Origin of the sequence: Rhodococcoides corynebacterioides (assembly GCF_019834675.1) — a bacterium.
Lineage (GTDB): Bacteria > Actinomycetota > Actinomycetes > Mycobacteriales > Mycobacteriaceae > Rhodococcoides > Rhodococcoides corynebacterioides_A.
Window position 1 is genome coordinate 1 of record NZ_JABUBU010000015.1, and the last position, 21,196, is coordinate 21,196.

Consider the following 21,196-nt stretch of genomic DNA (forward strand, 5'->3'; position numbering starts at 1 on the left):
AGCCAGGATCAAACTCTCCGTTGAAGACTCTTATCGACCACCCAGCAGAAACCGAGCAGCCAATGAAAACTAGAGAGCCAAATCCAGCAATAAAACTCACGCCAGCACACAAAAATGTACTGACAAAACCGATCCTCCCCCGACGGGAAGAAGGAGAAGAACCGGAACCAAAAAATTGGCACTGACATTCATCGACACACTGTTGAGTTCTCAAAGAACACACGCACACCACCACCGACCCACCAACGTGAACCGGATCCGGGGCAACCGTTCCAGACTAACCGTAGTCCGAGTGGAGGGTCAAGGACCCTCGTAGCGGACTCGATCAGGGTGTCAGAACCGGCTCGGCGGCGGCCTTGCGGCTCGCACTCCGTGTCCGTCTCGCTCTGACTCGACAAAAGTTACGCGCCGGATAACTGTGCGTCAAATCCGCTGGTCGAACCGGCGTCCACGGTCTGTTGCCGCAGGTCGGAGAACCACCCGCGTCGGCGCGCGGGCACCGACCCCGGCCGACGGGGGCTGTGACCCCGCCCACGGTCCGCCGCCGCCAGTCGGCTCCGGGCGCGTCACCCCTGCCGGCGAGCCCCGGCCATGTTCTTCTTCCCGCGCCGCACCACCAGCCACTCCCCGTGCAGGTAACCGTCGGCGTCGGGACGCCAGTCCTCGTCCGAGATCTTCACGTTGTTCACCGACGCGCCGCCCTCCTTGACCACCCGCCGGGCCGCTCCCTTGCTCTCGCAGAGTCCGGTGCCGACGAGCAGATCGACGATGGTCGGGGGCTCCCCCGCAGCCACGTCGAGGACCGCGGTCTCGCGCAGCGCGGCGCTCAGCGTCGACGCATCGAGCTCGGTCAGTTCGCCGCGACCGAACAGAGCGCGGCTGGCCAACTCGACCGCGGCGGTGTTCTCGGCACCGTGGACCAGCGTCGTCATCTCGGCGGCCAGGCGTCGCTGGGCTTCCCGCGCCTGCGGTCGCTCGGCCGTCGCGGTCTCGAGCTCGGCCAGCTCGTCGCGGTCCAGGAACGTGAACCACCGGAGGTACCGCACGACGTCGGCGTCGGAGGTGTTCACGAAGTACTGGTACCAGGCGTACGGGGAGGTCATCTCGGGATCGAGCCACAGGCTGCCGCCCCCGGTGGACTTGCCGAACTTGGTGCCGTCGGCCGCCGTCACCAGCGGGACCGTCATCCCGTGCACAGTCTTCGCGTCCACCCGGCGGTTCAGGTCCACCCCGGCGACGATGTTGCCCCACTGGTCGGAGCCGCCCACCTGCAGCACGCACCCCAGTTCGCGGCGCAGGTGCAGGTAGTCGTTCGCCTGCAGGAGCATGTAGCTGAACTCGGTGTAGGACATGCCGTCCGATTCGAGGCGCTTCTTCACGGTCTCGCGCGCGAGCATCACGTTGACCGAGAAGTGCTTGCCGAGATCGCGCAGGAAGTCGATCGCCGTGAGCTCGCCCGTCCACTCCAGGTTGTTCGCCACGATCGCGTCGGCGGGCGAGCCGGTGTCGAGGTCGACGAACCTCGACAGCTGCCCCCGGATACGATCGGCCCACTCCGCGACCGTGGCGGCCGCGTTCATCGTCCGCTCTCCGACGTCCCGCGGATCGCCGATCAGTCCGGTCGCACCGCCGGCGAGAACCACCGGCCGGTGTCCGGCGCGCTGGAACCGGGCGAGCACCAACAGAGGCACCAGGTGACCGGCGTGCAGACTCGGTCCGGTCGGATCGAATCCCGCGTACAGCGTGATGGGCGCACGCGTCGCCTCGGTCAGGGCCTCGATGTCGGTCGACTGGGCGATCAGCCCACGCCAGGACAGTTCCTCGATGATGCTCACGAGCGTCGATCTTTCCGTATCGGCGTTCGGTCGACCACATCCGCCCTGGTGGGCGCGCGCGGACTCCGTCGGTAGGCGGACACCGCCGGATCGCCCGGGATCCAGAAGCGCCACGGCACGTCGGCCGCCGCGCTGACACCGACCCGCGGACCGTCGACGGAGTCCACGGGTTCACCGAGGTCGAACCGCACCGGTGAGTCGGGCGAGGACAGATCCAGACCGTTGTGCTCGAGGGTCAGCCCCAGCGCGGACCCCACGTTTCCCGGTCCGCGTGCCCGGCCGGGTCCCGGGGCCGACGGACGCCGAGCGGCCACCGTGTCGTCGCCGTCCACCACCGCACCGGCTCGGATCAGCACGGCGCCGGCGACGCCCTCCGCCGCGCACACGATGTTCGCGCACCGGTGCATCCCGTAACTGAGGTACACGTACAGGCGTGCCGCCGGCCCGAACATCACGGAGTTCCGCGGCGTCGGGCCACGGAAGGAATGCGCGGCGGGATCCGGCCAGGGGCCCGCGGGGTCGCCGCCGTAGGCCTCGACCTCCACCACGCGCAGGGCGACGTCGCCGTGACGGAGAACGCCGCCGAGGATGCGACGAGCCGCGGCGACCGGGTCCGCACGAGCCAGCACCGACTCCAGGGCGGACGTCAGCCGACGGTCTCCGGCTCGGTGGCCCGCGCGACGATGTCCGCGTGCTGCTCGTCGGTCGCGTCGCGCGCGTCGTCGACCAGCAACACCGGAATGCCGTTCTCGATCGGATAGATCCGGCGGAGCCGCGGGTTGTAGAGCAACTCGTCCTGGATCAGGAGCAGTGGACCCTTGTCCTGCGGACACGCCAGGATGCTGTGCAGGCGGGCATCGACACTCATCGGAACTCCTGTGGTCGGGGTGATGGTGCCACCCTACGATCCGGATCGCCCGGCCGACGACGCGCCCGTCGTCACCGAGAACCGTTCCGCCGCCACCGCCTTGGTCAACCGGCGGTACTCCCCCGACCGATCGGCGAACCACGTCCGCGGCCCCGGCGCCGGTATCCCCGCCGCGCGGAGCTCGTCGTCGACGGGCCGGAAGGCCGCGCTGACGGCGATCTCGGGCACGACGTGCACGATGTCGGGTCGCTGCGCCGCGGGCAGAACCGCCAGCGCGTCCGTCACGGCCCGTGCGCCGAGGCTCGCACCGTCGCGGAGCGTCACCGCACACACGGCCCACTGGGCACCCGGGTCGCCCACGCCGTACATCACGGCCAGATCCACGCCGTCGAGCGTGGAGACGGCGTCGACGATCGGCTGCGGGAAGACCGGGCCGCGCGCCGCGATCACCACGGACCGCTTGTTGCCCAGCAGCCAGAAGTCGCCACCCTCGTCCCGACGGAACATCAGCTCGGTCGGCGTCCAGACGTCCCCTGCCTCGAACACGCCCCGCATGTAGGAACCGCTGGCGTCGTCGAGCCCCGGTCGGCCGAGCAGCACGCCGGGCTCGTCGTCCGCGCACTCGCGGACGAACCCGTCGTCGTCGGTGAGGAACCGGGCGGTCACGGGATCGTAGGCGGCCAACGCCACCCGTCCGCTGCCCGGCAGCGGTCGACCCTTCGACCCGATCTTGACGCCGGCGACGTTGGCCAGCACCACGTCCCCCTCGGTGGAGGCGTAGAACTCCAGCACCCGCGCCGGAGCGAGACGCTCGACCGTGCGCCGCCACAGGCCCACCGGCATCCCGGAGCCGATGAACAGCCGGATCGGGTGCAGGCGCGGTTCGGGCAGGTCGGGGTGATCGAGCAGGTCCCGCATCATGGCCCAGGTGTAGGACACCACGGTCACTCCGTAGCGCTGGACCTCGTCCGCGAATCGCTCCGGATCGAGGCCGCGGGAGAGCGCGATGCGGGCTCCCCCGGCCAGGGCGCCGCCGACCGCGACCAGCAGACCGGCCGAGTGATGCAGTGGCGCAAGGCAGTAGACGGTGTCACTGCGCGACAGGCCCGCCGAGCCGGCCGTACCGAACGCGGAGAGCGCCCACCGGTAGTTGGTGACGAACTTCGGCGTCAGCGTGTCCCCGGATCCGCTGAACAGGACGAAGCCGAGCTCGCGCGCCCGGCCGGGGTTGGGGACGTACCACCCCGGCAGCTCGACGCCCGCCGGATCGACCTGCTCGAGGTCCACCACGGTCTCCGACGTCGGGACCGAGAGCGTCCGGTTCTCGCCGCCGCCGAGCACCAACACCTCGACGCCCAGGTTGACGGCCGCGTCGAGGTTGTCGGGGTCGACGATCACCATCTCGGCGCGGCCGAGTCGCAACGCGGCCGCGACGTCCGGCGACGGCTGCACCACCACGGCCACGGCACCGATGCGGGAGAGCGCGGCGACGGCCGCGAGCGCACTGGGCCGCGTCTCCATCAGCACGCCGATGTGCATCGCGGGTCGGATGCCGTGCGCGATCAGTCCGCGCACCACGTTGTCGATCCGATCGTTCACCGCCGCATAGGAATACACCCGGTCGTCGAACACGAAGCATTCCGCCGACGGTGCGCGGCGGTTCTGCTCGGCGAGCAGGCGGCCCATCGACACCGGCGAATGCGGCTGCAACTGCCCGAGCCGGGCCAGCTTCGGCAGGGTGCGAACGGCCTCGGTGGAGATCTCCCGTGAGCCGCGGACCGCACCGGCGGCCGCGGACACGGCCCCGCGTCCGATTCCGACGCCGACCTCGGCGATCGTGGCCGCCGTGTGGACCAGCCGGGCGCTGACCGACACGCCGCTCTCCGACGGCGGGTGGTCGTCGTAGGACATCGCACGCACGTCGAGCGGCCGGGGACCGCGTCCCTCGCGCCAGTCGATCCACGCCGACGTGATCGGCCACGTCTGCGTGGCCGCGGTACTGCCGACGACGAGGCCGAAGTGGCCGGCGCGCAGGTCCGCCTCGTACACGTCGGCGCGCGGTGCGGCGCGCCGGATGCCGCGCACGGCCAACGGCTGGCCGATGTCGTCCACCTCGCCCACGAACGCCAGGATCGGCACCGTCAGCTCGGTCAGCGAGACGACCTTGCCCCGGATGGAGAAGCCGCCGGTCATCATGCGGTTGTGGACGACGAACTGCGTGAGCAGTTCCGCCACCGCGGGCCCGGACCAGGCGACCCACCCGTCCATCGCGAGGAATCGCCGCTGAGTCTCGCGCGGCAGCAACGCATCTCGATCGTGGAGCTGGAGCAGGAAATCGATACGGCTCTTCACGGTCTTGGCCGGATCGAGCAACTGGAACCCCGTGCGGGCCATCCAGTCGGTCACGGCCAGCCGGGTGAACACGTGCTCGGCGAGGAACTCCGCGCCGCGGGTCGCCACCCCGGCCGGAATGCCCAGCGGGAGTGCGGCCAGGGTGTCGACGGGACTGCCGAAGGTGATGATGCTGGCGATGTTCCGACTCGACCGGTAGGCCGCCGCCTGGTAGCAGAACATCCCGCCCTGCGAGTACCCCGCGAGGTGGACGTCGCGGCCGGTCTCCTCCGCGACGTGGTCGACGATCTGGCTGATCGCGACGATGTGGTCGGTGAGGGTGCGGTTCCAGCCGCCCTCCTCGGTGGCGGGCGACCCGAAGTCGACCACCCACGGGTCCATGCCCGCGGAGTGGAGCAGGCCCACACCGCCCTGATCGCGGGTCACGTCGTAGACGTCCGCGGACATCATCATGGGCGGGACGAGCACCACCGGCGGTCCCGACGGGTTCTCGTCGGCGAAGTACCGGCGCAGCCGGTACATCGGATCCCGTGCGACGACGGTGAACGACGACGGCACGGCGTCCGTCTCGAGTCCGCCGAGGCGGAGAACCTCGAGCCCGTTCTGCGCGGTGGCGACGACGCGACGCAGCGACGTCGTCACGGACCCGGTGTCGAAACCCAGCACCTGTACTCCTCAGTCACCGAACCACTCACGCACCGAACCACTCACACCGAACCGGTCACCACCCGCGGCGATCCACCGTCGACGGGCGCATCACAGCGTCTCACACCGGCACGGGGTCTCCCCCGGACTCTGCCGGATCAGGCGTCGGGCCACTCACGCAGCCGGGCCGCGCGCGCCCGGACACCCGCGAGCTGCTCGGCGACCCGAACCGGCGCCGTGCCGCCGCGACTGTCCCGCGAGGCGATGGATCCGTCGACGGTGAGCACGCTGCGCACCTCGGGACCGAGGGCCGGGTCGATCGCGGCGAACTGCTCGTCGGTGAGCTGGTCGAGCTCGACGCCGGACTCCTCCGCCACCCGCACGCAGGCACCGGCGACCTCGTGGGCGTGCCGGAACGGGATTCCCTGGCGCACCAGCCATTCGGCGATGTCGGTGGCCAACGTGAAGCCCGCGGGAGCGAGCGCGCGGAGGCGGTCGGTGTCGAACTCGAGCGTGCCGATCAGGCCGCTGAGCGCGGGCAGCAACAGGTCGAGTTGGGCGACGGAGTCGATGACCGGCTCCTTGTCCTCCTGCAGGTCCCGGTTGTAGGCGAGAGGCTGCGCCTTGAGCGTCGCGAGCAGGCCGGCGAGATTCCCGATCAGTCGCCCGGTCTTGCCGCGCGTCAGCTCCGCCACGTCGGGGTTCTTCTTCTGCGGCATGATCGAACTGCCCGTGGACCAGGCGTCCGCGAGCGTCACGTAGCCGTACTCGGGCGTGCTCCAGGAGACGATCTCCTCGGCGAGACGGGACAGGTCCACCGCCGTCATCGCGAGGACGAACGCGGCCTCCGCCGCGAAGTCACGGGAGCTGGTCGCGTCGATCGAGTTCTCGGCCGACTCGTCGAAGCCCAGTTCGGCGGCGATCTTCTCCGGAGACAGACCGAGCGAGGACCCGGCCAGCGCACCGGACCCGTAGGGCGACACCGCCGCCCGTCGGTCGAAGTCCCGGAACCGCTCGACGTCGCGGAGCAACGGATGCGCGTGCGCGAGCAGGTGGTGAGCCAGCAGAACCGGTTGCGCCGCCTGCGAATGCGTCTTGCCCGGCATCACGGCGCCGGGATGCGCCGCGGCCTGCCCGGCCAGCGCGTCGACGACGTCGAGCACGCCGACCGACACGCGGCGGACCGCGTCGCGGAGCCACATGCGGAACAGCGTGGCCACCTGGTCGTTGCGCGAGCGCCCCGCCCGCAGCCGGCCACCCAGTTCGGGCCCGACGCGCTCGATCAGTCCGCGCTCGAGGGCGCCGTGGACGTCCTCGTCGGACTCGGCGGGGCCGAACGCGCCGGAGTCGACGTCGGCGGCCAGCGCATCGAGACCGGCAAGCATCGCCTCGAGGTCCGGCGCGGTGAGCAGTCCCGCCGAGTTCAGCACCCGCGCATGCGCTTTGGACGCCCGGACGTCGTACGGCGCCAACACCCAGTCGAAGTGGGTGGACTTGCTCAGGGCGGCCATGGCGGCCGCGGGACCGGACCCGAACCGGCCACCCCAGAGGGCCCCCGTGTTGGTGCCGTGCCCGGCCCCGGCCCCGCCCGTCGGCTGGTCCGTCACAGGTCCGACTGTCCCTGCGCGCCGACGGCGCCGCGATCCCGACGCGCGGCGATCTTCGAGGACAGACCGTGCAGCTGCACGAATCCCTTGGCCGACGACTGGTCGAAGGTGTCGCCCGCGTCGTACGTCGCGAGGTTGAAGTCGTACAGCGACTCACCCGAGCGGCGTCCGTTCACCACGATCGACCCGGCGTGCAGGACCAGACGGATCTCGCCGGAGACGTGCTGCTGCGTGTGCTGGACGAAGGTGTCCAGCGCGCTCTTGAGCGGGGAGAACCACAGACCGTCGTAGACCTGCTCGGCCCACTTCTGGTCCGTGTGGCGCTTGTAGCGGCCGAGCTCGCGCTCGAGGGTGACGTGCTCGAGCTCCTCGTGCGCGCGGATGAGCACCATGGCGCCGGGGGCCTCGTAGACCTCGCGGCTCTTGATGCCCACCAGACGGTCCTCGACCACGTCGAGGCGGCCCACACCCTGCTTGCCGGCGCGCGTGTTGAGCTCCTGGATGGCCTCCAGCACCGACACCGGGCGGCCGTCGATGGCCACGGGACGGCCCTTGTCGAACGTGATCACCAGCTCGTCGGGCGCGGTGAAGTTGGCCGTCGGGTCCTCGGTGTAGTCGTAGACGTCCTTGGTCGGCGCGTTCCACAGATCCTCGAGGAATCCGGTCTCGACGGCGCGGCCCCACACGTTCTGGTCGATCGAGAACGGGGACTTCTTGGTGACGTTGATCGGGATCGCGTTCTCCTCGGCGAAGGCGATGGCCTTCTCCCGGGTCCACGCGTAGTCGCGCACCGGCGCCAGCACGTCGAGCTCCGGCGCGAGCGTGTTGAAGCCGACCTCGAAGCGCACCTGGTCGTTGCCCTTGCCGGTGCAACCGTGCGCGACGACCGTGCCGCCGTGGGCGCGCGCGTTGTCGACGAGGTGCTTGACGATCAGCGGGCGGCTGATCGCCGAAACCAGGGGGTAGCGGTCCATGTACAGCGCGTTCGACTGGATGGTCGGCAGGCAGTACTCCTCCGCGAACTCGTCGCGGGCGTCGACCACCACGGACTCGACGGCGCCGCAGTCGAGCGCACGCTGACGGACGACGTCCATGTCCTCGCCGCCCTGGCCCAGATCGATCGCGACGGCGACGACCTCCTTGCCGGTCTCGCGGCCGATCCAGCTGATGGCGACGGAGGTGTCGAGTCCACCGGAGTAGGCGAGGATGACGCGTTCGGCCATGAGGTTGTGCTCCTTGTGTGTCGTGGTTCGGTTCGCGCGCATTCCGTGGTCGCGGAACGTCAGTGCGCGAGATGTTCGATGCGGTCCGCGAGGTCGCGTCCGGTGAGGGGTTCGCGGGCGATCACGAAGATCGTGTCATCCCCCGCGACGGTCCCGACGACGTCGGGCAGCGACGCGCGGTCCAACGCGCTCGCGAGATAGTGCGCGGCGCCGGGCGGCGTCCGCAGCACGGCGAGGTTGGCGCTGGCGTCGGTGGACACCAGCAGCTCGCCGAGCAGGCGCGACACCCGTCCGGTTCCCCCGAACACGCCGCGGACGGGACTGCCGTCCTCGGGCACCAGGTAGACCCCCGGACCGCCGTCGGCCCCGCGCAGTTTGACGGCGCCGAGTTCGTCGAGATCGCGCGAGAGCGTGGCCTGGGTGGCCTCGATGCCCTCGGCGGCCAGCAGATGCTGCAGCTCGGGCTGCGACCGCACCTGGTGTGCCCCCAGCAGCGCGACGATGCGCGCCTGCCGACCCGCGCGCGTGGACGCGGTCACGGGACCGCGGGATTCCGGTTCGGGCGCCGCGTCGGGGGACGTCACCGCGCCTGCTCCAGCAGCCACACCAGCACCGCCTTCTGCGCGTGCAGGCGGTTCTCGGCCTCGTCCCACACGCCGCTGTGCGGGCCGTCGAGCACGGTGTCGGTGATCTCCTCCCCGCGGTGCGCGGGGAGACAGTGCAGGACGAGCACGTCGGACGCAGCCCGCGCGAGAAGGTCCTCGTTCACCTGGAACGGCCGCAGCGGACCGACGCGATCGAGCCCGTCGTTCTCCTGACCCATCGACGTCCAGGTGTCGGTGACCAGGACGTCCGCGTCGGTGGCGGCCGCGATCGGATCGGACGTGACCGTCACCGACCCGCCCGTCTCGGCGGCGCGCGTGGTGGCCGCCGCGAGGACGTCGGCGTCCGGCAGGAAGCCCTCCGGCGCCGCGACGGTGACGTGCATGCCGGCCGTGACACCGCCGAGCATCAGCGAGTGCGCCATGTTGTTCGCGCCGTCACCGAAGTAGGACAGCCGCAGCCCGGCCGGGTCGCCCTTGCGTTCGGCGATGGTCTGCAGGTCGGCCAGGACCTGGCAGGGGTGGAACTCGTCGGACAGGGCGTTGACGATGGGCACGGAGGCACCCGTCGCCATCTGCTCGAGCCGCTTCTGCCCGAAGGTGCGCCAGACGACGGCGTCGACGTACCGGGACAGGACGCGCCCGGTGTCCTGCAGGGTCTCCTCCCGGCCGAGCTGGGTGCTGCGTCCGTCGACGACCACGGCGTGGCCGCCGAGCTGGGCGACGCCCATCTCGAACGAGAACCGGGTGCGCGTGGAGTTCTTCTCGAAGATGACGCCGACGCCGCGCGGTCCCTCCAGCGGCCGTCGGGAGAACGGGTTCTTCTTGAGTTCTGCTGCGAGAGCGAGGACCTCGGCCTGCTCGGCCGGACTCAGGTCGTCGTCACGCAGGAAATGGCGGACCGTCACTGCGCAGCCTCCTTCGATGCGGCGGCCCCGTCGAGGACCGCCGGCAGTGCGGCCACCAACGCGGCGGCCTGGTCGTCGGTGAGAACGAGCGGCGGCGCCAGTCGGACGACGTCGGGCTGGGCCGCGTTGACCAGGAACCCCGCGCCGCGGGCGAGCCGCTCCACCTCGGGTGCGACCGGGTCGGTGAGGACGACGCCCAGGAGCAGACCGGCGCCGCGAACGTGGCTCACCAAGGGGTGACCGAGGTTCTCGATGTCCCCGGCGAGGGACTTGCCCAGCCGGTCGGCACGGCCGAGCAGATCCTCCTCGGCGATCGTCCGCAACACCGCGAGGGCCGCGGCGGCGCAGACCGGATTGCCGCCGAACGTCGTGCCGTGCTTGCCCGGCGTGAGCAGCTCGGCCGCGCGGCCGATCCCGATGGTGGCGCCGATGGGCAGTCCGCCGCCGAGGCCCTTGGCCAGGGTGATCACGTCGGGCACGATGCCGTCGCGCTGATGCGCGTAGAACCACCCGGTGCGGCCGATGCCGGTCTGCACCTCGTCGAGGACCAGCAACGCACCGCGTGCGGCGGTGATCTCCCGCGCGGCGGCCAGGTACCCGTCCGGGGGAACGACGACGCCGCCCTCGCCCATGATCGGCTCGAGAAACACGGCGGCGGTGGTCTCGTCGACGGCGGCGTCGAGCGCGGCGACGTCGCCGAAGGGCACGTGCGTGACCCCGCCCGGCAGCGGCTCGAACGGCGTCCGCTTGTCCGGCTGGCCGGTGAGCGCCAGCGCCCCCATGGTGCGGCCGTGGAAGGCCCTCTCCGCGGCGACGATGCCCGGGCGGCCGGTGAGCCGCGCCATCTTGAACGCGGCCTCGTTCGCCTCCGTTCCCGAGTTGCAGAAGAACACGCGCGCATCGGTGCCCGGCGCATGACCGAGGTGGTGGAGCAACTGCTCGGCGAGGGCGACGGAGGGCTCGGACGCGTAGAGGTTCGAGGTGTGCCCGAGGGTCGAAAGCTGCGTCGTCACGGCCTCGACGACGGCCGGATGCGCGTGGCCGAGGATGTTGACCGCGATGCCCGCGAGGAAGTCGACGTAGTCCGTGCCGTCCGCGTCGGTCACCACGGCGCCCGCGCCCCGCACCAGGGCCACGCGGGGCACGCCGTAGTTGTTCATCAGCGCGTCCGCGAAGCGGTGCTGAAGCTGCTCGGTGGCGGTCACGGGATCACCCGCGTCGTGTCGGACACCATGGTTCCGATCCCTTCTCCGGTGAACAGTTCGAGCAGGACCGAGTGCTCGGTCCGGCCGTCGACGACGTGCGCGCTCGGCACGCCGCCGCGTACGGCGCGCAGGCAGGCCTCCATCTTGGGCACCATGCCGGCGTCGAGGGTCGGCAGCAGCTGCTCCACCGAGGCGGTGTCGATCTCGGAGACGAGCGAGCTGCGGTCCGGCCAGCGGGTGTAGAGGCCCTCGACGTCGGTGAGCATCACCAACTTCTCCGCGCCCAGCGCCTCGGCGAGAGCCGCCGCGGCGGTGTCGGCGTTGATGTTGTGCACCACGCCGTCCGCATCGGGAGCGATGGTGGAGACCACCGGGATCCGCCCGGCGTCGATGAGATCGTGCACCGCGTCGGGGTTCACGCTCGTGACGTCGCCGACCAAGCCGATGTCCGTCGCCACGCCGTCCACCTGCACGGTCCGCCGCGTCGCGGTGAACAGTCCGGCGTCCTCACCGGAGATGCCGACCGCGTACGGCCCGTGGGCGTTGATCAGACCGACCAACTCGCGGCCCACCTGGCCGAACAGCACCATGCGGACGACGTCCATGACCTCGGGCGTCGTCACGCGGAAGCCGCCGCGGAACTCGCCCACGAGTCCGAGCCGGGCGAGCATCGCGGAGATCTGCGGGCCACCGCCGTGCACCACGACGGGATGCACGCCCACCGTGCGCAGGAACGCCATGTCCGCGGCGAAGGCGGCCTTGAGGGTGTCGTCGACCATCGCGTTGCCGCCGTACTTGACGACCACGATTCGCCCGGACCACCGCTGCAGCCACGGCAGGGCGCCGGCGAGCACGCGTGCCGTCTCGGCGGCCCCGAGCGACCCCGGCTGCACATCGGCGCCTGCGGGCCCCGTCTGCGCCGTCACGACGAGTACGCCGAGTTCTCTTCGACGTACCCGTGCGAGAGGTCCGTCGTGCGAATGGAGGCGGCCGCGTCGCCGACGCCGAGGTGGACGTCGACGGCGATGTCGGTCGCCGAGAGGTCGACCTCGCGCGCACCGGGTGCGCCCATGCCGTCGACGCAGACCGGCCGGCCCTGGAACGAGACCGAGATCCGGTCGGGCTTCATATCCACCGGCGCCGTCCCCACGGCCGCGAGCACCCGACCCCAGTTCGGGTCCGAGCCGAAGAGGGCCGTCTTGACCAACGAATCGCGGGCGATCACCCGAGCCGCGACGACGGCGTCGTCCTCGCTGCGCGCGCCCCGCACGGTGACGGTGACCCGCTTGGTCACCCCCTCCGCGTCGGCCATGAGCTGGTCGGCGAGGTCATCGCACACCGCGAGCACGGCGGCGTCGAGGTCCTCCTGCGTCGCCGACACCCCGCTGGCACCCGAGGCGAGCAGCAGCACGGTGTCGTTGGTGGAGGTCGCGCCGTCGACGTCGAGACGGTCGAAGGACCGCGACGTCGCGTGCCGGAGCGCGGCGTCGAGTTGCTCGGACGTGGCGACGACGTCGGTGGTCACCACGCACAGCATCGTCGCCAGCGAGGGGGCCAGCATGCCGGCGCCCTTGGCCATGCCGCCGACGTTCCAACCACCCGGATGGTGGAGGGCGGCCTGCTTGGGGACGGTGTCCGTCGTCATGATCGCGTAGGCCGCGTCGGTGCCGCCGGAGATACCGCCGGCGAGCTCGTGCACGATCTCGGTGACGCCGGCGAGCAGCCTGTCCATGGGGAGCCGGTCCCCGATGAGGCCGGTGGAGCAGACCGCGATCTCCCCCGCCCCGGTCTCGGTGCCCCAGTCGCTGAGCACGCCGGCGAGGTGTTCGGCCGTGCGGTGGGTGTCCTGGAATCCCGGCGCCCCGGTGCAGGCGTTGGCGCCGCCGGAGTTGAGGACCACCGCGCGCAGCGCGCCGGACCTGAGTACCTGCTGCGACCAGAGCACCGGCGCGGCCTTGACCTTGTTGGTGGTGAACACTCCCGCCGCCGCGTGGTCCGGGCCTTCGTTGACCACCAGCGCGAGATCGGGCTTGCCGGTGGCCTTGATCCCGGCCGCGATGCCGGCGGCACGGAATCCGGCCGCGCAGGTCACGCCCTGGGTGCGGACCAGGACTCCGGGCTGTGCGGTCACGGCGCCACTCCCACGGTCGAGAGCCCGTCGGTCTCGGGGAGGCCGAGGGCGAGGTTCATGGACTGCACGGCGCCACCAGCCGTGCCCTTGGTGAGGTTGTCGATCGCGGCGAAGGCGATCAGCCGGCCGGCGTCGGCGTCCACGACCACCTGCAGCTGCACGGCGTTGGACCCGATCACCGACCCGGTCTGCGGCAACGATCCCTCCGGCAGCAGGTGCAGGAACGGCTCGTCGGCGCAGAACTCCTCGTACACCGCGCGAGCCTGCTCGGCGGTCGCGGTGGTGGGGGCGGAGCACGTAGCGAGGATGCCGCGCGGCATGGGGGCCAGCACGGGGGTGAACGAGACGGCCACCTCGGCACCCGCGATGGCCCCGAGGTTCTGGGCGATCTCGGGGGTGTGCCGGTGCGCGCCGGCCACGCCGTACGGCCGGACCGAGCCCATGACCTCCGAGCCGATCAGATCGACCCGAGCGGACTTGCCCGCACCCGACGTGCCGCTGACGGCGACGACGGTGACGTCGGGCGAGACGATGCCGGCGGCCACCGCCGGTGCCATCGCGAGGGTCGACGCCGTCGGGTAGCACCCCGGCACCGCGATCCGGGTCGCGGTGGACAGCGTGGCCCGCGCGCCGGGGAGCTCGGGGAGGCCGTAGGGCCAATGACCGGCGTACTCGCCGCCGTACCAGCGGTCCCAGGCCGCGGCGTCGGTGAGGCGGAAGTCGGCCCCGCAGTCGACGACCAGCGTCGACTCGGGCAGCGCTGCCGCGATCTCCGCCGACTTGCCGTGCGGCAGGGCGAGGAACACCACGTCGTGCCCGGCCAGGGTCTCCGACGAGGTGTCGCTCAGCTCGCGATCGGCGAGCGGGACCAGGTGCGGGTGATGCTGTCCGAGCAGCGTGCCGGCGTTCCCACCGGCGGTGAGGGCGCCGAGCGTCAGGCTCCCCTCGCGGTGGCCCGGGTGCCCGAGCAGCAGCCGGAGGATCTCTCCCCCGGCGTAGCCGCTCGCTCCGGCGACGGCGATCGTCCGTGCGGTGGTCATGTGATGATTATGCACTACCGTGCAAGCTCATTCGACCGTGGGTCTCACCGCAACTGTGCGCCGACGGCGGACGCGGCCGCCGCGACCGCGGCGTCACGCGCCGCACTGGCCTCGTCCTCGGTCAGCGTGCGGTCGGCCGCCCGGAACCGCAGGGCGAACGCGAGCGACTTCCGATCCGCCCCCACCTGGTCGCCGGTGAACACGTCGAACAGCCGGATGTCCTCGAGCAGATCCCCTGCCCCGTCGACCAACGCCCGCTCGACGTCCGCCGCGGGCACCGCCCGGTCGACGACCACGGCCACGTCCTGCAGGACGGCCGGGAACGGCGACACCGTGGGAGACGGCAGCACCTCCCGAACCTCGATCGCATCCAGGTTCATCTCCACGGCACAGGTCCGCGGCGGCAGTCCCGCCCGCTCGAGCACGCCCGGGTGCAACTCCCCCGCGTGCCCGACGACGACGCCGTCGACCACCAGCTCCGCGCACCGGCCCGGATGCCACGGGAGATGCTGCGCGGCGCGCAGGTCGAGCTCGACGCCGCACGTGTCGGCGACGATCCGCGCGGCCGCGAACGCGTCCGCGGCCTCGGCCGGTCGCCCCGGACCCCAGGGACCCGACGCGGTGACCGCACCGGTCAGCACCACGCCGACGTGAACGGGCTGGACGGGCAACGACTGGGTCAGCGCGGCGATCTCCTCCTCCGTCGGCCGACGGTCCACCGCCAGCGCCTCGACGGGGCGGGTGCCCTCACCCGGCAGGACGACCTGGGCGATCGAGAAGAGCGACAGGTCGCGCTGTCCACGCGAGACGTTGCGCTGCAGAGTCTCCAGCAAGCCGGGGAGCAGCGTCGTGGCCAGCGCGGGGCGGTCCGCCTCGAGCGGATTGAGCACCGTGGTGGTCACGCGCCGCGTGTCGTCCGCCGGCAGACCCCACACGTCGAAGACGCCCGCCGGCAGGAACACCGGAGCCAGGATCTCGACGTGGCCGGTGTAGGCCAGCGCCCGACCGATCGCGCGACGACGCCGCTGCACGGGCGTCAGCCCACGCCCGGCGGGTGCCGCGGGGAGCACGGACGGGATGTTCTCCAGTCCCTCGAGCCGCAGCACCTCCTCCACCAGGTCCGCGGCCTGCGTCAGGTCCGGTCGCCAGGTGGGTGGGGTCACCACCAGCACTCCGCGACCGGCATCGGACACCTCCACCCGCGTGTCGCATCCGATCTGCGACAGGCGACGGACCGAGGTCCCCGCCGCGTACTGCACTCCGGCGACGCGGTCCGGGAGGTCGAGGTCCATCCGCACGGCGGGGAACGTGTCGGCGGCGCCGACGTCGGTCAGCGTCGAGTCCACGCGGCCCCCGGCGATCGACACCAGCAGCGACGCCGCACGATCGAGCGCTCGGACCGGCAGCGCGGAGTCGACGACACGCTCGTACCGTCGGCTCGCCTCGCTCGGCAGCTTGTGCCGACGGGCGGTCCGGAACACCGCGAGCGGGCTCCAGATCGCCGCTTCGAGCACGACGTCGGTGGTCGCGTCCGACACCTCGGTGGACGCTCCGCCCATGACGCCGGCGAGCGAGACCACACCGGAGTCGTCGGCGATGACGACGTCCTCGGGGTCGAGAGTCCGCTCGACGTCGTCGAGGGTGCGCAGGGTCTCCCCAGCCGCAGCACGACGCACCACCAGCGGCCCACGCAGCGCCGCGGCGTCGAACGCGTGCAGCGGCTGGCCGAGCTCGAGCATGACGTAGTTGGTGACGTCGACCGCGGCGGAGATCGGCCGGACGCCCGCGAGCAGGAGTCGGCGCTGCAACCACCACGGCGAGCGCGCGCCCGCGTCGATGCCGATCACACGGCGGGCGGCGAAGCGGGTCGCGCCGGACTCCGCACGCAGATCGACCTCCCATGCGGGACCGTCGGCCGCCGCCGCGGGCACCACCGGGTGCTGGGCGTCCGCCGGGTCGGCGTAGTCGAGGTCGAAGCCGCACGCGAGTTCCCGCGCCAGACCGCGCACGCTGAGCGCGTACCCGCGGTCGGGCGTGACGTTGACGTCGAAGACCGTGTCGTCCGTGCCCAGCACTGCCCGGGCGTCGTCCCCCGGGGTGACGACGGCGTCCGCGCCGGGCGCCCGGGTGTCGGCGGGCAGCGTGAGAATGCCGGAGTGATCGGACCCGATGCCGAGCTCGGACACCGAACAGATCATGCCGTCGGACGTGCGGCCGTAGGTCTGCCGGGCGGCGATGGCGAACCCTCCGGGCAGCACGCAACCCGGCAGCGCCGCGACCACCAGGTCACCCTCGGCGAAGTTCCGCGCCCCGCAGACGATGCCCCGCGGCTCCGCCTCCCCCACCTCGACCAGGCAGAACCGGATCGGCTTCTTGAACTCGGTCAGTTCCTCGATGGAGACGACACGGCCGATCACCAGCGGACCCGTGATCTCGGGCAGCGGCAGCACGTCCTCGATCTCGAACCCCACGCGGACGAAGCCGGCGTCGAGGTCGGCGGCGGACACCCGCCATCCGGGAGCGGCCGTCGAGACCACCTCGGTCAACCAGGACTGGGGAACGCGCACGGCGGGGGCTCGCTTTCGTGATCGGCTGGAGCGTGGATCGGGTGAATCGGGAGCGGACGGACGAGGAGGGTCAGCCCTGGACGCCGAACGGCAGGCCGAAGCGCACGTCGCCCTCGACGATGTCGCGCATGTCGGGGATGTCGTTGCGGAACTGCAGCGTGCGCTCGAGACCCATGCCGAACGCGAAGCCGCTGTAGACCTCGGGATCCACCCCGCACGCCCGCAGGACGTGAGGGTTGACCATGCCGCAGCCGCCCCACTCGACCCAGCCGGCCCCGCCCTTCTTGCGCGGGAACCACACGTCCACCTCCGCGGACGGCTCGGTGAACGGGAAGTAGTTTGGGCGCATCCGCGTGCGCGTCTCCGGGCCGAACAGGGCGCGGGCGAACGCGTCCAGGGTGCCGCGCAGATGCGCCATGGTCAGGCCCTTGTCCACCGCGAGACCCTCGACCTGATGGAAGACGGGGGTGTGCGTGGCGTCCAGTTCGTCCGTCCGGAAGGTGCGCCCGGGGCACACCACGTAGATCGGCAACTCGCGCTCGAGCATCGACCGCACCTGCACGGGCGAGGTGTGGGTGCGCAACACCTGCCGCGACCCCTCGGGCGCCACGTGGAAGGTGTCCTGCATGGTGCGCGCGGGGTGGTCCGGCAGGAAGTTGAGGGCGTCGAAGTTGAAGTGCTCGGCCTCGACCTCCGGACCGTCGGCGACCTCCCACCCCATGGCGACGAACACGTCCGACACCTGATCGGCGATCACCGTGATGGGGTGGCGGGCTCCGGTGGGGCGTCGCACGGCCGGGAGCGTGACGTCGATGGCCTCCGCCACGAGCGCTGCGGCGTCGCGCTCGGCGGCGAGCACCTCACGGCGCGCGTCGTGCGCTTCCTTGACGCGGTCCCGCGCCACCTTGACCTTCTTGCCCGCATCGGCACGATCCGACTTCGGCAGCTGCCCCAACGCACGCTGCGCGAGCGCCAGCGGCGCCTTCGCGCCGATGTGCCGGGTCTTCGCCTCGGTGAGCGCCTCGAGGTCACCCGCGTCCGCGAAGGCGGCCTGCGCCGCGGCGACCGCAGCGTCCAGGGCCTCGTCCATCAGCAGCTCGCCGTCGCCCGGACCCGCGTTCTCGTCCCGCTCCACGTCGCTGTCTCCCTGTCTCCCGGACCGTCGCGGCCGGTGTTCGCTGGTGTCGAGCCCACCCGAGGGGGTGCCGTCGGGGGGAAATCCTAGGTGATCGGTGCACCACCACCCGCATCCGTCAGGATCGTCGGCGCCGGTGAACCCGTGCGCTGGCGTAGACGCACAGGGTGGCGGCGGTCGCGAGATTGAGACTCTCGGCGCGTCCGTGGATGGGGATGGACACCCGGTGGTCGGCGGCGGCCGCCACCTCACGGGAGAGCCCGTGCGCCTCGTTGCCGAAGAGCCAGACCGTGGGGTTCGCGAGCACCTCGTCGGCGTCGTCGAGATCGAGTTCGCCGTCGACCGTGGTGGCGACGACGGTCAGGCCGGCTCCGCGGGCGGTGGCGAGGGCAACGTCGATCGACCGCTCTCGCGCGACCGGAAGGTGGAACAGGCTGCCCGCGGATGCTCGCACGGCCTTGCCGTTCTGCGGATCCACGCTGTCGCCGGCGAACACGACGGCGTCGGCGCCGGCGGCATCCGCGACCCGCAGGACGGTTCCCGCGTTGCCGGGTTCGGCGATCTCGACCGGCATCGCGACCAGGCGGTGGCCCGAGACGAGGGCGTCGGAGGTGTCCACGACGACGGAGCGGGCGACGGCGATCAGGCCGGGCGGGGTGACGGTGTCGGACAACGCGGAGGCCGCGCGGTCCGTCACGAGGTCGACCGGAACGCCCGCCGCGCGGGCCGTCGCCACGGGGCCTCCGTCGCGGTCCAGCCATCGCTCCGTCGCGAAGAGGCGCAGGGCCATCCCGGCGCCGAGCGCCTCGGTGACGGCGTTCTCGCCCTCGGCGAGGAACGTCCCCGTCCGGCGTCGTTCGACGCCGCGATGGAGCTTCACAGCCGACACGACCCGCGGTGTCCGCTCGGTGAGCGGAGCCGCGGGTCGTGTCGAACCGTCGGAGGAGCCGGTCAGGCTGCTTCTCCGGGCTGGTTCACATCGGCGGGCAGAGCGGCCTTGGCCACCTCGACCAGACCGGTGAACGCGGCCGCGTCGGACACGGCGAGCTCAGCGAGGATCTTGCGGTCGACCTCGACACCCGCGATCTTCAGACCCTGGACGAAGCGGTTGTAGGTGATGTCGTTCGCGCGGGCCGCCGCGTTGATACGCGTGATCCACAGCTTGCGGAAGTCACCCTTGCGCGCCCGGCGGTCCCGGTAGGCGTAGGTGAGCGAGTGGAGCTGCTGCTCCTTCGCCTTGGTGTACAGGCGCGACCGCTGACCGCGGTAGCCGCTGGAGGCCTCGAGAATCGAACGGCGCTTCTTCTGGGCGTTGACCGCCCTCTTGACGCGTGCCACTGGTGAATCCTTGTCGATCTGGGGCCGTTACCGGCCCGGGTGGGAGGGTGTCAGAGACCGAGCAGCCGCTTGACGCGGGGAACGTCGTTCGCGCTCACGACGGCCTTGCCGTCCAGTCGGCGGGTGACACGCGAGGACTTGTGCTCGAGCAGGTGGCGACGTCCGGCCTTCTGGCGCAGGATCTTTCCGCTACCCGAGACCTTGAATCGCTTCGACGTACCACTGTGCGTCTTCGACTTGGGCATGAATCCTCAGTTCTGTGTTGCTCGTCGACCCGCACCCGAGCGGGCGGGTCGACCGTGGACGGACCGGGGCGCGCTACGCGCCCGGCGTGGGTGAAGCGGACGGGGCAGCCGGGGCTGCCGGACGTGCCTGCGACTGCTCGGCGGCCTTGGCGCGGGTCTTGGCACCCTTGTGCGGGGCCAGGACCATCGTCATGTTGCGGCCGTCCTGCTTGGCGGACGTCTCGACGAACCCGAACTCCGCGACGTCTGCACCCAGACGCTGCAGCAGGCGGTACCCGAGCTCCGGGCGCGACTGCTCGCGGCCGCGGAACATGATGGTGACCTTCACCTTCGAGCCGGCCTCGAGGAAGCGGACCACGTGGCCCTTCTTCGTCTCGTAGTCGTGATCGTCGATCTTGGGGCGGAGCTTCTGCTCCTTGATGACCGTGAGCTGCTGGTTCTTGCGCGACTCACGAGCCTTCTGCGCTGCCTCGTACTTGAACTTGCCGTAGTCCATGATCTTGCAGACCGGCGGACGGGCATCGGGCGCGACCTCGACCAGATCGAGATCGGCCTCCAGAGCCAGGCGTAGCGCATCTTCAACACGCACGATCCCCACCTGTTCTCCGCCCGGTCCGACAAGTCGGACCTCGGGAACGCGGATGCGATCGTTGATGCGAGTCTCAGTGCTGATGGGGCCTCCTCGGTAGTGCGGTGACGGACTGTGCCGGACCGGCGCCAGTGCGCCTCGCCTTCCGTCGACACCACGAGTCGGTGGGATATTCCCGAGCGTGCTCGGGCCCATCGACGCGAAAGACCCCGTCGCCACGATTTCTCGTGGACAGCGGGGTCCAGCCGACCGGTCCGTCCGAGCGGATGCTCGTCGACGACAGCGATGTCGTCGTCACGCACCGCAGTGCGTGGGACCGGACCACTGCCCGGCGAACCGAACGGTGGTGGGAGGCGGACTCCACTTGCGGCCTCCGGGCGAACTGGTCACCAGAAGGCGGTCGTACGGCAACGATAGCACCCGGAGAACTCTCGTCCGAATCGTGTCGGCGGTCCGCACGCAGGTCCGTTCCCTCCGCCGACCCGGCTCGACGCCGCGTGAGAAGGTGAGGACATGAGCGACGCGGCCGACACCGGCACCCCCGTTCCCTCCCCCGAGCCGTCCGACGCCGGGCCCACGGCCGTGCGTGAGCTCGCCGACGTCCCGGCCGTCGAGGTCATCAGCCGGTCGGCCGTGATGCTGATGAGTTCCGCGGCGGAGAAGCTCGGCCTGTCCGACGAGGACCCCGAGAACAGCCCCCACCTGGACCTGGACGAGGCGCGCCGGGTCATCACCGCCCTCGCCGGGCTGGTGACCGCGTCCGTGGAGTTCCTCGGTCCGCACGCCGGTCCGATCCGCGAGGGCCTGCAGGCCCTCCAGCGCGCCTTCCGCGAGCAGTCGGCGCACCCCGACGCCCCCGGCGCCGGACCCGGCGAGAAGTACACCGGGCCCGTTCACTGACCGTCG

The 21,196-nt window shown here is 71.3% G+C and carries 20 protein-coding genes; 2 read left to right on the forward strand and 18 right to left on the reverse strand.

The annotated features are described in order from the left end of the window. Positions 1–185, forward strand: a 185-nt coding sequence (locus tag HQ603_RS13955) for a hypothetical protein (protein WP_222685121.1), incomplete at its 5' end; no start/stop codon positions are given. Between the two features lie 381 nt (positions 186–566). Here HQ603_RS13955 and tyrS read toward each other — a convergent pair. The 18 genes from tyrS to infC all read right to left on the reverse strand — a co-directional run bounded on the left by tyrS (position 567) and on the right by infC (position 20,422). Continuing rightward, on the reverse strand, positions 567–1,835 hold the full coding sequence (tyrS, locus tag HQ603_RS13960) for a tyrosine--tRNA ligase (protein ID WP_222685122.1): 1,269 nt from the start codon (positions 1,833–1,835) through the stop codon (positions 567–569). Further along, positions 1,832–2,473: a DNA-3-methyladenine glycosylase gene (locus HQ603_RS13965; protein WP_222685206.1), complete on the reverse strand. Its 642-nt coding sequence runs from the start codon at positions 2,471–2,473 to the stop codon at positions 1,832–1,834. Before HQ603_RS13965 ends, tyrS begins: the two co-directional genes overlap by 4 nt. Before the next feature lie 8 nt (positions 2,474–2,481). After that, positions 2,482–2,703 (reverse strand): Trm112 family protein, encoded by a 222-nt coding sequence (locus tag HQ603_RS13970; RefSeq protein WP_222685123.1) that lies wholly within the window; start codon positions 2,701–2,703, stop codon positions 2,482–2,484. Between the two features lie 33 nt (positions 2,704–2,736). Continuing rightward, positions 2,737–5,721 (reverse strand): AMP-binding protein, encoded by a 2,985-nt coding sequence (locus HQ603_RS13975; protein ID WP_222685124.1) that lies wholly within the window; start codon positions 5,719–5,721, stop codon positions 2,737–2,739. A 137-nt stretch (positions 5,722–5,858) separates the two neighbouring features. Continuing rightward, positions 5,859–7,307 (reverse strand): argininosuccinate lyase, encoded by a 1,449-nt coding sequence (gene argH, locus HQ603_RS13980; protein WP_222685125.1) that lies wholly within the window; start codon positions 7,305–7,307, stop codon positions 5,859–5,861. Then, positions 7,304–8,530 (reverse strand): argininosuccinate synthase, encoded by a 1,227-nt coding sequence (locus HQ603_RS13985; RefSeq protein WP_222685126.1) that lies wholly within the window; start codon positions 8,528–8,530, stop codon positions 7,304–7,306. The genes argH and HQ603_RS13985 overlap by 4 nt, the downstream gene beginning before the upstream one ends. 59 nt (positions 8,531–8,589) lie before the next feature. Then, positions 8,590–9,114, reverse strand: coding sequence for an arginine repressor (locus HQ603_RS13990; RefSeq protein WP_308126535.1), 525 nt, complete (start codon positions 9,112–9,114; stop codon positions 8,590–8,592). Beyond that, positions 9,111–10,040, reverse strand: a complete 930-nt coding sequence (gene argF, locus HQ603_RS13995) for an ornithine carbamoyltransferase (RefSeq protein ID WP_222685128.1) — start codon at positions 10,038–10,040, stop codon at positions 9,111–9,113. Before argF ends, HQ603_RS13990 begins: the two co-directional genes overlap by 4 nt. Beyond that, positions 10,037–11,245: an acetylornithine transaminase gene (locus HQ603_RS14000; protein WP_222685129.1), complete on the reverse strand. Its 1,209-nt coding sequence runs from the start codon at positions 11,243–11,245 to the stop codon at positions 10,037–10,039. The genes argF and HQ603_RS14000 overlap by 4 nt, the downstream gene beginning before the upstream one ends. Beyond that, positions 11,242–12,138, reverse strand: a complete 897-nt coding sequence (gene argB, locus HQ603_RS14005; protein ID WP_222685208.1) for an acetylglutamate kinase — start codon at positions 12,136–12,138, stop codon at positions 11,242–11,244. Before argB ends, HQ603_RS14000 begins: the two co-directional genes overlap by 4 nt. A 29-nt stretch (positions 12,139–12,167) precedes the next feature. Further along, positions 12,168–13,376, reverse strand: coding sequence for a bifunctional glutamate N-acetyltransferase/amino-acid acetyltransferase ArgJ (gene argJ / locus HQ603_RS14010; protein WP_222685130.1), 1,209 nt, complete (start codon positions 13,374–13,376; stop codon positions 12,168–12,170). Next, positions 13,373–14,416, reverse strand: coding sequence for an N-acetyl-gamma-glutamyl-phosphate reductase (argC, locus tag HQ603_RS14015; RefSeq protein WP_222685131.1), 1,044 nt, complete (start codon positions 14,414–14,416; stop codon positions 13,373–13,375). The genes argJ and argC overlap by 4 nt, the downstream gene beginning before the upstream one ends. 44 nt (positions 14,417–14,460) lie before the next feature. Further along, the gene (pheT, locus tag HQ603_RS14020; RefSeq protein ID WP_222685132.1) at positions 14,461–16,983 is read right to left on the reverse strand and encodes a phenylalanine--tRNA ligase subunit beta; all 2,523 of its coding nucleotides are present in this window, start codon (positions 16,981–16,983) and stop codon (positions 14,461–14,463) included. 70 nt (positions 16,984–17,053) lie between these two features. Beyond that, entirely contained in the window at positions 17,054–18,073 is a 1,020-nt protein-coding gene (gene pheS, locus HQ603_RS14025; RefSeq protein ID WP_222685210.1) for a phenylalanine--tRNA ligase subunit alpha, read from the reverse strand. 163 nt (positions 18,074–18,236) lie between these two features. Further along, positions 18,237–19,073, reverse strand: coding sequence for a TrmH family RNA methyltransferase (locus tag HQ603_RS14030; RefSeq protein WP_222685211.1), 837 nt, complete (start codon positions 19,071–19,073; stop codon positions 18,237–18,239). Then, on the reverse strand, positions 19,070–19,456 hold the full coding sequence (rplT, locus tag HQ603_RS14035; RefSeq protein ID WP_222685133.1) for a 50S ribosomal protein L20: 387 nt from the start codon (positions 19,454–19,456) through the stop codon (positions 19,070–19,072). The genes HQ603_RS14030 and rplT overlap by 4 nt, the downstream gene beginning before the upstream one ends. A gap of 50 nt (positions 19,457–19,506) precedes the next feature. Continuing rightward, positions 19,507–19,701, reverse strand: coding sequence for a 50S ribosomal protein L35 (gene rpmI / locus HQ603_RS14040; protein ID WP_068101631.1), 195 nt, complete (start codon positions 19,699–19,701; stop codon positions 19,507–19,509). Between the two features lie 73 nt (positions 19,702–19,774). Next, positions 19,775–20,422: a translation initiation factor IF-3 gene (gene infC / locus HQ603_RS14045; RefSeq protein ID WP_222685212.1), complete on the reverse strand. Its 648-nt coding sequence runs from the start codon at positions 20,420–20,422 to the stop codon at positions 19,775–19,777. 381 nt (positions 20,423–20,803) lie between these two features. Between infC and HQ603_RS14050 the strand changes: the two genes are divergently transcribed. Next, on the forward strand, positions 20,804–21,190 hold the full coding sequence (locus HQ603_RS14050) for a DUF1844 domain-containing protein (RefSeq protein WP_222685134.1): 387 nt from the start codon (positions 20,804–20,806) through the stop codon (positions 21,188–21,190). The last annotated feature ends 6 nt before the right edge of the window (positions 21,191–21,196 follow it).

Excerpts from the sequence above, each read along its gene's own strand:
- HQ603_RS13970 (WP_222685123.1), bottom strand. The coding sequence starts at position 2,703 with ATGAGTGTCGATGCCCGCCTGCACAGCATCCTGGCGTGTCCGCAGGAC.
- HQ603_RS13985 (WP_222685126.1), bottom strand. The coding sequence starts at position 8,530 with ATGGCCGAACGCGTCATCCTCGCCTACTCCGGTGGACTCGACACCTCC.
- argC (WP_222685131.1), bottom strand. The coding sequence starts at position 14,416 with ATGACCACCGCACGGACGATCGCCGTCGCCGGAGCGAGCGGCTACGCC.
- pheS (WP_222685210.1), bottom strand. The coding sequence starts at position 18,073 with ATGGACGAGGCCCTGGACGCTGCGGTCGCCGCGGCGCAGGCCGCCTTC.
- rpmI (WP_068101631.1), bottom strand. The coding sequence starts at position 19,701 with ATGCCCAAGTCGAAGACGCACAGTGGTACGTCGAAGCGATTCAAGGTC.
- HQ603_RS14050 (WP_222685134.1), top strand. The coding sequence starts at position 20,804 with ATGAGCGACGCGGCCGACACCGGCACCCCCGTTCCCTCCCCCGAGCCG.